9 protein-coding genes and 1 pseudogene are annotated in these 9,862 nt (G+C 69.5%); 7 read left to right on the plus strand and 3 right to left on the minus strand.

Going from position 1 to position 9,862, the window contains the following annotated elements:
* Positions 1-357 precede the first annotated feature (357 nt).
* Positions 358-1,098, minus strand: a complete 741-nt coding sequence (locus AC1D2E_RS27330; protein ID WP_478200299.1) for an IclR family transcriptional regulator — start codon at positions 1,096-1,098, stop codon at positions 358-360.
* A gap of 115 nt (positions 1,099-1,213) precedes the next feature.
* Here AC1D2E_RS27330 and AC1D2E_RS27335 point away from each other — a divergent pair, with 115 nt between their 5' ends.
* Positions 1,214-2,146 carry a hydroxymethylglutaryl-CoA lyase gene (locus AC1D2E_RS27335; protein ID WP_478200300.1) on the plus strand — a complete coding sequence of 311 codons (933 nt, stop codon included), beginning with the start codon at positions 1,214-1,216 and terminating at the stop codon, positions 2,144-2,146.
* The gene (locus tag AC1D2E_RS27340) at positions 2,139-3,329 is read left to right on the plus strand and encodes a CaiB/BaiF CoA transferase family protein (RefSeq protein WP_478200301.1); all 1,191 of its coding nucleotides are present in this window, start codon (positions 2,139-2,141) and stop codon (positions 3,327-3,329) included. Before AC1D2E_RS27335 ends, AC1D2E_RS27340 begins: the two co-directional genes overlap by 8 nt.
* Positions 3,330-3,375: 46 nt before the next feature.
* On the opposite strand, the gene AC1D2E_RS27345 is transcribed toward AC1D2E_RS27340, so the two are convergent.
* Positions 3,376-3,762 (minus strand): VOC family protein, encoded by a 387-nt coding sequence (locus AC1D2E_RS27345; protein WP_478200302.1) that lies wholly within the window; start codon positions 3,760-3,762, stop codon positions 3,376-3,378.
* A gap of 120 nt (positions 3,763-3,882) precedes the next feature.
* On the opposite strand from AC1D2E_RS27345, the gene AC1D2E_RS27350 reads away from it, so the two are divergent.
* The 3 genes from AC1D2E_RS27350 to AC1D2E_RS27360 are packed head-to-tail and all read left to right on the plus strand — an operon-like array spanning position 3,883 to position 7,340.
* Entirely contained in the window at positions 3,883-4,842 is a 960-nt protein-coding gene (locus AC1D2E_RS27350) for a LysR family transcriptional regulator (RefSeq protein WP_478200303.1), read from the plus strand.
* Positions 4,839-5,297: a DUF2214 family protein gene (locus AC1D2E_RS27355; protein WP_478200304.1), complete on the plus strand. Its 459-nt coding sequence runs from the start codon at positions 4,839-4,841 to the stop codon at positions 5,295-5,297. Before AC1D2E_RS27350 ends, AC1D2E_RS27355 begins: the two co-directional genes overlap by 4 nt.
* Before the next feature lie 6 nt (positions 5,298-5,303).
* Positions 5,304-7,340, plus strand: a complete 2,037-nt coding sequence (locus AC1D2E_RS27360; RefSeq protein ID WP_478200305.1) for a fused MFS/spermidine synthase — start codon at positions 5,304-5,306, stop codon at positions 7,338-7,340.
* A gap of 135 nt (positions 7,341-7,475) precedes the next feature.
* Here the strand turns inward: AC1D2E_RS27360 and AC1D2E_RS27365 are convergent, their stop codons facing one another.
* The gene (locus AC1D2E_RS27365) at positions 7,476-7,733 is read right to left on the minus strand and encodes a hypothetical protein (protein ID WP_478173042.1); all 258 of its coding nucleotides are present in this window, start codon (positions 7,731-7,733) and stop codon (positions 7,476-7,478) included.
* A gap of 131 nt (positions 7,734-7,864) precedes the next feature.
* Here AC1D2E_RS27365 and argS point away from each other — a divergent pair, with 131 nt between their 5' ends.
* Positions 7,865-9,538, plus strand: a complete 1,674-nt coding sequence (gene argS, locus AC1D2E_RS27370) for an arginine--tRNA ligase (protein WP_478200306.1) — start codon at positions 7,865-7,867, stop codon at positions 9,536-9,538.
* A gap of 14 nt (positions 9,539-9,552) precedes the next feature.
* Positions 9,553-9,862 (plus strand): annotated as a pseudogene (locus AC1D2E_RS27375) (SPOR domain-containing protein); the annotation flags it as partial.

Raw genomic sequence — 9,862 nt, forward strand, 5'->3', positions numbered from 1 at the left:
CAGAGACTGTATTCGATACCTGACTGGCAAGTAATAGCCGAAATCGGGTTAGATCAGTGACAAAAATGAAGGTAATAGAGGCCAGCGTCGCAGGCTGCTGCAAGGGTACGCCGTGATCGCAAGAAAAGCGCCCGCGGCCACCTCGGGGGTCAGCGACCCACACGCAGCGGGGGAGCGTGGGGGGCTCAGGCCGGCGCCGGGCCGCCCCAAGGCGGCCTGCGGCCCCCTCGGGGGACAGCGACCCACACGCAGCGGGGGAGCGTGGGGGCTCAGGCCGGCGCCGGGCCGCCCCAAGGCGGCCTGCGGCCCCCTCGGGGGGCAGCGACCACACGAAGTGAGGGAGCGTGGGGGCTCGATTCATACCCGCCCGCTGAGCCTTCGCGCGGCGGCCCGAACCGCTTCGATGTGCCGCGGGTCGTAGCGATGGGCCGGCATGGTCAGCGTCAGCGCGGCCGCCAGTCGCCCATCCGCATGGAACACGGGGGCCGAGATGCCGGCGAGTTCGGCCGTGCGGTCGCCGACCAGCGCGCAGTAGCCCTGTTCGCGAATGCTTTCGAGGAGCCCGCGGTCCCGGGCGCCGCGCGGCCTGTCGGCCTCAGGACCGAAGGCGATCAGGACGCGGGCGCCGGTGCCGCGGTCGGCCGGCAGCAGGTCGCCGGCGCGCAGGTGGTCGCGCACCAGGTGCGGCGAGTCGACCCGGTACAGGCACAGGCGGGCCCAGCCTTCGCCCTGCGGCTGGCGCACATGGTAAGCCGCGCTCTCGCCGGTGGCGGCGACCAGATCGCGCAGCACCGGCGGCACGATGCCGTCGAGCGAGAACGAAGCCGCGTACAGCGCATGCAGGCGGGCGATTTCGGTGCCGAGCGCGTAGCGGCCGTCGTCCTGCCGGCGAATCAGCCGCGCGTGCTCGAGCGAGGCCAGCAGGCGCAGCACGGTGCTCTTGTAGAGCTGCGTGCGCTCGGCGAACTGCGCCAGCGTGAGAGCCTCGTCGCCCGGGCGGAAGGCCGAGAGCAGGCTCAGCGCACGGTCCACCGCCGCGGCGCCGCCGGGCGCGGCGCTCAGGTCGGACACCGATTCGGTTTGGGATTTGCGGGGCATGGGCTTTCTTGACAGGACGGGTGATCGCCGGTCTAATTCTGTCTCGCAGAATATAGTTCTGCAAGATAGAACTGTCAAACTAGAACTGTCAAACGCAAGCCAGGAAACCAGACCCGTGACAGCTCCCGATGTCCTCATCAGCGAAGTCGGCCCGCGCGACGGCCTGCAATCCGTCAAGGCGACCATGCCGACGGCCGACAAGCTCCGCTGGATCGATGCGCTCTACCAGGCCGGCGTTCGCGAGATCGAGGTCGCCTCTTTCGTGCCCGCGCGGCTGCTGCCCCAGATGGCCGATGCCGCCGACGTGGTGCGCCATGCGATCACCTTGCCCGGCCTCACGGTGATGGCGCTGGTGCCCAACCGCAAGGGTGCGGAATCCGCGCTTGCCGCCGGCGTCCACAAGCTGACCCTGCCCGTTTCCGCCAGCGCTGCGCATTCGCTCGCCAACGTGCGAAAGACCCGCGAGGAGATGGTCGAGGAGGTTCGCGCCATCGCCGAACTGCGTCGCGAGATCGCGCCGCACGTCAAGCTCGAAGCCGGCATCTCCACCGCCTTCGGCTGCACCCTGCAGGGCGAGGTGCCCGAAGACGAAGTCATCCGCCTCGCGGCCCGGTGCGTCGCCGCCGGCGCCGACGAGTCGGGCCTCTCGGACACGGTGGGCTATGCCAACCCGGCGCAGGTGCGCCGCCTGTTCCGCCGCCTGCGTGCGGAGATCGGCGACAAGGCCGGCGCCGCGCACATGCACAACACGCGCGGCCTCGGCCTCGTCAACTGCCTGGCCGCCTACGAGGAAGGCGTCCGCACCTTCGATGCGTCGCTCGGCGGGCTGGGCGGCTGTCCGTATGCGCCCGGCGCCTCGGGCAATGTCGTGACCGAAGACCTGGTCTTCATGTTCGAGGCCATGGGCGTGCGCACCGGCATCGACCTCCAGAAACTCATCGCGGCCCGCGCGCCGCTGATCGCCGGCCTGCCGGGCGAACCGGTCTACGGCATGACGCCCGAAGCCGGCCTGCCCAAGGGCTTCACGCAAGGAAGCGCACATGCCTGAATCCACCCCGCTGCCCTACGCGGGCGTCCGCGTCATCGAGTTCACCCACATGGTGATGGGGCCGACCTGCGGCATGCTGCTCGGCGACCTCGGCGCCGAAGTGATCAAGGTCGAGCCGATCGAGGGCGACAGCACGCGGCGCCTGCTGGGCTCCGGCGCGGGCTTCTTCCCGACCTTCAACCGCAACAAGAAAAGCATCGCGCTCGATCTCAAGAAGCCCGAGGGCGTGGAGGCGGCGCTGCGCCTGATCGCCAGCGCCGACATCGTGAGCGAGAACTTCAAGCCCGGCACGATGAAGAAGCTCGGGCTGGACTACGAAAGCCTGCAACAGCTCAATCCTCGGCTGATCTACGTCAGCCACAAGGGTTTCCTGCCCGGCCCCTACGACCACCGCACGGCGCTCGACGAGGTGGTGCAGATGATGGGCGGCCTGGCCTACATGACCGGCCGCGTCGGCGATCCGCTGCGCGCCGGCACCAGCGTCAACGACATCATGGGCGGCATGTTCGGCGCCATCGGCGCGATGGCCGCGCTGCGCCAGCGCGAACGCACGGGCAGGGGCTGCGAGGTGCAGTCGGCGCTGTTCGAGAACAACATCTTCCTGGTGGCGCAGCACATGATGCAGTTCGCCGCCACCGGCCGCGCCGCCGACCCGATGCCGAGCCGGATCTCGGCCTGGGGCGTGTACGACGTCTTCACCGTGAAGGACGGCGAGCAGATCTTCCTGGCGGCGGTCAGCGACAAGCAGTGGGCTGTCTTCTGCAAGGCCTTCGGCCTCGACGAGCTGCTGGCCGATCCGCGCCTGAAGACCAACAACGACCGCGTGCTGGCGCGCGACTGGATGATGCCGATCCTGCGCTCGCACCTGGCCGAGCGCAGCGCGGCCGAGCTCAGCGCGGTGTTCGAGCACAACGAGCTGCCCTTCGCGCCGATCACGCGGCCGCAGGAACTGTTCGACGACCCGCACCTCAATGCCACGGGCGGCCTGGCGCCGGTGCGCATGAACGACGGCAGCCTGTCGAAGGTGCCGTTGATGCCCTTCACGCTCGGCGGCGAGCGCCCCGGCATCCGCCTGCAACCGCCGCTGCTCGGCGAGCATACGCGCGCGCTGCTCCAGGAAGTGGGCTACAGCGATGCCGAGATCGATCGCCTGAAGATCCAGAACATCACCGCCGAAGACTGAGGCCACCAATTCGGCGCGCGCCGGGCGCCGCTCGGCCCCCATGCGCTCAGGCCAGGTCCTCGTGCAGGCACAGGATGTTCCCTTCGGGATCCTCGAACCAGGCCGCCTTCTCGGAGCCCAGCACGCAGACATGCTCGACCGTCTTCAGGCCGGGCAGGTCGTAGTCGGCGAAACGTACGCCGCGCTGCTCCAGCGCAGCAACGGCCTGACCGATGTGCGCCACACGAAAGCTCAGCGCCGTGTGTTCCGCCCGGGTGCCCTCGGGCCTCGGGAACAGAGCCAGCTCGGTTCCGCCGCACTGGTAGATGAACTTGCCGTCGGGCTTGGCGCCGAGGGGCTCCAGCCCGAGCGCTTCTTCGTAGAAGCGGCGTGCGCGGGCGAGATCCTTCACGGGCAACATGCAAGTGACGCGGCTGGCTGCGAGAGGGGTCATGGTGCGTGCTCCGGGCAATGGCGCGAATCTTCCTTTGTAGGCTCTTTGCGGGCGCCGCGCCATCGGCTGCGAGGCCGTCGTGGACTGTTCGCGGCGAGCCCTTCGTGATAATCCCGGGCGATGGACCGCCTGAAGCAACTCGAATCCTTTGTCGCGATCGCCGCCCGCGGCAGCCTCACGGCCGCGGCCAAGGCCGAGGGCGTGGCGCCGGCCGTGATCGGGCGCCGCATCGACGCGCTCGAAGAACGGCTGGGCGTCAAGCTGCTGCTTCGCACCACGCGCCGGATCTCGCTCACCCACGAGGGCAGCGCCTTCCTGGAGGACTGCCAGCGCCTGCTGGTCGAGCTGGCCAATGCCGAGGCCAGCGTGAGCGCCGGCGGCGTCAAGGCCAGCGGCCACCTCCGCGTCACCGCGCCGGCCGGCTTCGGCCGCCGCCACGTGGCGCCGCTGGTGCCGCGCTTCCACGCGCTGCATCCCGAGGTCACGATCTCGCTGAACCTCAGCGACCGGCTGGTCGACATGGCGGGCGAGAGCTTCGATTGCGCGGTGCGCGTCGGCGACCTGCCCGACTCCTCGCTGGTCAGCCTGCGGCTGGCCGACAACCGGCGCCGCTGCGTCGCCACGCCCGAGTTCGTGCGCCGCCATGGCGCTCCGCGCCATCCGGGCGAGCTGTCGCGCTTCGCCTGCCTGAGCCTGTCGAGCGATGCCTCGCAGACCCGCGGCTGGGCCTTCCGGGTGCCGACAGCCGGCGGCGAGCACGAGGTGATCTACCTGAAGCCGACCGGCCCGCTCGACTGCTCCGACGGCCAGGTGCTGCACGACTGGTGCCTGGCCGGCCACGGCATCGCCTGGCGCAGCACCTGGGAGGTCGAGGCCGAGATCGATGCCGGCCTGCTGGTGCCCTTGCTCGACGCGTTCGCCGCGCCGCCCAACGGCATCTACGCCGTGTTCCCGCAACGCAAGCACCTGCCGCTGCGGGTGCGCCTGTGGCTGGACTTCCTGAAGGCGCACTATGCGCGGCCGGAGTTCTGGGGCGGCACAATCGCAGCGCCCAAGAACATCAAGGAGTCCGCCCGATGACGCTCGAAGCCATCCTCGCCTACCTGCACCTGCTGGCCATCCTGACGATGGTGGTCTTCATCGCCAGCGAGGCCGCGCTGTGCCGCGTCGAGTGGCTCAACGCGGCGGTGGTCGAGCGCCTGGCCAAGGTCGACCTGATCTACGGCAGCGCCGCGGTGGCGGTCATCGTCACCGGCGTGGCGCGCACCTGGTGGGGCATGAAAGGCACGGCCTGGTACTGGACCAATCCGCTGCTGCACCTCAAGCTCACGCTGTTCATCATCATCGGCGCGATCTCGATCTTTCCGACGATGCGCTACCTGCGCTGGCGCAAGGCGCTGCGCGCCACCGGGGCCCTGCCGGCCGAGGCCGAGGTCCGCAAGACCCGCAAGCTGGTGATGATCCAGGCCCACCTGATCGCGCTGATACCGCTGGTGGCGGTGTTCCTGGCCCGCGGCTTCGGCGCGAGAAGCTAGCCCCCGATGAAGCCGGCGCACGTCAAGGCCCTGTTCGCCGGCACCATCTTCACCAGTGCCTTCCTGCTGTTCCTGGTCCAGCCGCTGATCGCCAAGCAGATCCTGCCCTGGTTCGGCGGCTCGGCGGCGGTGTGGTCGATCTGCATGGTGTTCTTCCAGGTCGTGCTGCTGGCCGGCTATGCGTACTCGGACTGGGTCACGCGGCGGCTCGGCGCGCGCACCCAGGCGCGGCTGCATGTCGGGCTGCTGCTCGCGAGCCTGGCCTTCCTGCCGATCGTGACCAGCGAGCGCTGGAAGCCGACCGGCGCCGAGGACCCGACGCTGTGGATCCTCGGCCTGCTGGTCGGCACCATCGGCCTGCCTTACTTCCTGCTCTCGACCACCGGGCCGCTGGTGCAGTCGTGGGTCGCACGCACGCCCTGGGGCGCGCAGGTGTACCGCTACTTCTCGCTGTCGAACCTGGCCTCGCTGGTGTCGCTGTTGAGCTACCCGGTGCTGATCGAGCCCCGCAGCGCGCTGCTGCAGCAGGCCTGGGGCTGGTCGATCGCCTATGGCGTCTTCGTGCTGCTGTGCGCCGGCACCACCTTGTATGTGTCGCGTCACTGGGCCGCGCAGCCCCGGCCCTTGGTCGACGCACCGCCTGTCGAGGCGACGCCTTCGGCGAAACCCCGCCTCGCCGACCACCTGATGTGGCTCGCCCTGCCGGCTCTCGGCTCCTGGCTGCTGCTTGCGATCACCAACCACATCACGCAGAACGTGGCGGCGATTCCCTTCCTGTGGGTGCTGCCGCTGTCGGTCTACCTGCTGACCTTCGTGCTGACCTTCGAGAGCGACCGCTGGTACCGGCGCCCGGTGTTCGTCCCGCTGGCTGCGGTGATGCTGGCGCTGTGCGCCTTCGGTCTGCAGCACCGGCTCGGCTCGGAGCTGCGCACGGCGCTGCCGATCTACATCGTCGGCCTGTTCGCGCTGTGCATGTTCCTGCACGGCGAGATGGCGCGCCTGCGCCCCGGCGGCGCCTACCTGACCCGCTTCTACCTGATGCTGTCGCTGGGCGGCGCACTCGGCGGCATCACCGTCGGGCTGGTGGCACCGCACGTGCTCCCGGCCTACTACGAACTGGGCGTCGGCCTGATGCTCTGCGCGCTGATCGCGGCCGTGCTGTGGCGCCGGCGGCGCGTCGGCCTGGCGGCCTCGCTGGCGCTCGCGGGTGCCTGCGCCTGGTTCCTCGCGCTGCAGGTCGAGGACGACGCGGCCGGCGCGCGCCGCATGCAGCGCAGCTTCTACGGCACGCTGGTCACGATCGATGCCGAACGTGGCGAGGCCCGCGAGAAGATGCGCGAGATGTACCACGGCTCGGTCAAGCACGGCGCGCAGTACCTTTCGCCGTCACGCCGGCGCGAGCCCACCGCCTACTACGGGCCGAGCTCGGGCATCGGCCTGGCGATCGCGGCGGCTCCGGACACGCCGCGCCGCGTCGGCCTGATCGGGCTCGGGGCCGGCACGCTGGCGACCTACGGCCGGGCTGGCGACACCTACCGTGTCTACGAAATCAATCCCCAGGTCTTCGAGCTCGCCGACAGCGAATTCAGTTTCCTGGCCGACAGCCGGGCGTGCATCGAGCGGGTGCTCGGCGATGCCCGGCTGGCGCTCGAACGCGAGCCTCCGCAGGGCTTCGACGTGCTGGCGGTCGATGCTTTTTCGGGCGATTCGGTGCCGGTCCACCTGATCACCTCGCAGGCGATGGACCTGTACTTCAGGCACATGCGGCCAGGCGGCATCGTCGCCTTCCACGTCACCAACCGCTTCCTCGCGCTCGCGCCGGTGGTCGAGAAGATCGCGCTGGCCAAGGGCCTGCACGTGGCGCTGGTGCACGACGAGCCGAGCGCCGAGGGGCTGCGCAACACCGACTGGGTGCTGGTCGCCCGCGAGCCGAACCGGCTGTCCGACGGCGCCATCGGCCGGGCCCGTTCAAGAATCGAGCAGATCGCGGGACTGGAGCCCTGGACCGACGACGCCAACAACCTGTTCGGCGTCTTGAAGTAGCGGGCGCCGCCACCGCCGGCCGGCGCAGCCCGGCCCGTTGGTGAAACACCGCGGAACCGGCTTCGCCGGGCCGCTGGTGTTGCCCCCGGCAGGGGGTGGGCGGGCTACACGAAGTGAGCCCAACCTGGGGGCGAGCTAGCCCCCGGCTTCGCACTTCTTCATGAAGCTGGTTTTTGCGGCACCGGCCAGCGCCTTGCCGTTCTTGTCGATCGCCTTCGCCGCGCAAGCCGGTGCGGCTGCGGCCGCGGCGTCCTTTTCGCACTTCTTGACGAAGCTGGTCTTGGCCGCGCCGTTGAGCTTCTTGTCCGCCGCCTGGGTGTCGCAGGTGGAGGCGTGGGCGGCACCGAAGGACAGGGCGGCGCCCAGAGCCAGCAGGGAAAGGAGCTTTTTCATGATGCAGGAGTCCTTGGGAGTTGGGTTGAGACGGTGTTCCCCGCCCCGGGGCTGCCCATCCTAACGGCCGACGTTCATAGTTGGATGACGATCATTACGGACGGTCGTTTTGCCCCCGGTAAAATCCCGCGATGCTATTGGTCAAACAGGAGCTGCTCGCGGCGCTCGCGAACACGCTCGAATCCCTCTCGCCCGGCGCCGGCAGCAAAGCCGCGTTCGAGTCGCCCAAGGTGGCGGCACACGGTGATTTCGCCAGCACCGCCGCCATGCAGCTGGCCAAGCCGCTGCAGCGCAAGCCGCGCGAGCTGGCCGAACAACTGGCCGCCGCGCTGCAGGCCACACCCGCCTTCGCCCGATGGGTGGACGCGGTCGAAATCGCCGGCCCCGGCTTCCTCAATATCCGCCTCAAGACGGCTGCCCGCCAGCAGGTGGTGCGCGAGGTCCTCGAGGCCGGCGCCGCCTTCGGCAGCCAGCCCGCGCAGGACGAGCGGGTGCTGGTCGAGTTCGTCTCGGCCAACCCGACCGGCCCGCTGCACGTCGGCCACGGCCGCCAGGCGGCGCTCGGCGACGCCATCTGCAACCTGCTCGCCACCCAGGGCGACAAGGTCTGGCGCGAGTTCTACTACAACGATGCCGGCGTCCAGATCCAGACCCTGGCCACCAGCACCCAGCTGCGCGCCAAGGGCTTCAAGCCGGGCGATCCCGAGTGGCCCGAGCAGGCCTACAACGGCGAGTACATCGCCGACATCGCGGCCGACTTCAAGGCGAAGAAGACCGTGCGCTCCGACGACCGCGAATACACCGCCAGCGGCGACATCGACGACATCGACTCGATCCGCCAGTTCGCGGTCGCCTACCTGCGCCACGAGCAGGACCTCGACCTGAAGGCCTTCCAGGTCCGGTTCGACAACTACTACCTCGAGTCCAGCCTCTACACCAGCGGCCGGGTCGCCGCCACGGTGCAGAAGCTCGTCGATGCCGGCAAGACCTACGAGCAGGACGGCGCCTTGTGGCTGAAGTCGACCGACTACGGCGACGACAAGGACCGCGTGATGCGCAAGGGCGACGGCAGCTACACCTACTTCGTGCCCGACGTCGCCTATCACATTGCCAAGTGGGAGCGCGGCTTCCACAAGGTGGTCAATATCCAGGGCACCGACCACCATGGCACGATCGCGCGGGTGCGCGCCGGCCTGCAGGCGGCCGGGGTCGGCATTCCGGCCGGCTACCCCGACTACGTGCTGCACACCATGGTGCGGGTGGTGCGCGGCGGCGAAGAGGTCAAGATCAGCAAGCGCGCCGGCAGCTACGTCACCCTGCGCGACCTGATCGAGTGGACCAGCACCGACGCGGTGCGTTTCTTCCTGCTGAGCCGCAAGCCCGACACCGAATACACCTTCGACATCGACCTGGCGCTGGCGCAGAACAACGACAACCCGGTGTACTACGTGCAATACGCCCATGCGCGCATCTGCTCGGTGCTGGCGGCCTGGGGCGGCGATGCCGCGACGCTCGAAGGCGTGGACCTGTCCCCGCTCGAGAGCCCGGCCTCGCAGGCGCTGCTGCTGCAACTGGCCAAGTACCCGGCGATGCTGACCGCCGCGGCCAAGGATTTCGCGCCCCACGACGTCACCTTCTACCTGCGGGAGCTGGCCGCCAGCTACCACAGCTACTACGACGCCGAGCGCATCCTGGTCGACGACGAGCCGGTCAAGCGGGCCCGCCTGGCGCTGGTCGCGGCGACCGCGCAGGTGCTGCACAATGGTCTCGCTGTTCTGGGCGTCAGCGCGCCGCAAAAGATGTGATTCCTTCCTCCACCATGAAGACAAGACAAAGCGGCAACATCGTCATCGGGCTGATCGTCGGCCTGGTGCTCGGGCTCGGCATCGCGCTCGGGATCGCGGTCTACGTGACCAAGGTGCCGATCCCGTTCATGACCAAGACCCAGCGCGGCGGCGCCGAGCAGGACGAGGCCGAGGCACGCAAGAACCGCGACTGGGATCCGAACGCACCGCTGGCCGGCAAGGCCGCAGCGCCGGCCCGTGCGCCGGCGACCGCGCMGCCGGTACCCGCCACGGCCCCCGCCACGGCCCCGGCGACCGCAGCCGCTCCGCCCGCCGGCCCGGTGC

This window comes from Variovorax sp. P1_H2 (assembly GCF_056405295.1).

Excerpts from the sequence above, each read along its gene's own strand:
- AC1D2E_RS27330 (WP_478200299.1), bottom strand. The coding sequence starts at position 1,098 with ATGCCCCGCAAATCCCAAACCGAATCGGTGTCCGACCTGAGCGCCGCG.
- AC1D2E_RS27340 (WP_478200301.1), top strand. The coding sequence starts at position 2,139 with ATGCCTGAATCCACCCCGCTGCCCTACGCGGGCGTCCGCGTCATCGAG.
- AC1D2E_RS27345 (WP_478200302.1), bottom strand. The coding sequence starts at position 3,762 with ATGACCCCTCTCGCAGCCAGCCGCGTCACTTGCATGTTGCCCGTGAAG.
- AC1D2E_RS27350 (WP_478200303.1), top strand. The coding sequence starts at position 3,883 with ATGGACCGCCTGAAGCAACTCGAATCCTTTGTCGCGATCGCCGCCCGC.
- AC1D2E_RS27355 (WP_478200304.1), top strand. The coding sequence starts at position 4,839 with ATGACGCTCGAAGCCATCCTCGCCTACCTGCACCTGCTGGCCATCCTG.
- AC1D2E_RS27360 (WP_478200305.1), top strand. The coding sequence starts at position 5,304 with ATGAAGCCGGCGCACGTCAAGGCCCTGTTCGCCGGCACCATCTTCACC.
- AC1D2E_RS27365 (WP_478173042.1), bottom strand. The coding sequence starts at position 7,733 with ATGAAAAAGCTCCTTTCCCTGCTGGCTCTGGGCGCCGCCCTGTCCTTC.
- argS (WP_478200306.1), top strand. The coding sequence starts at position 7,865 with ATGCTATTGGTCAAACAGGAGCTGCTCGCGGCGCTCGCGAACACGCTC.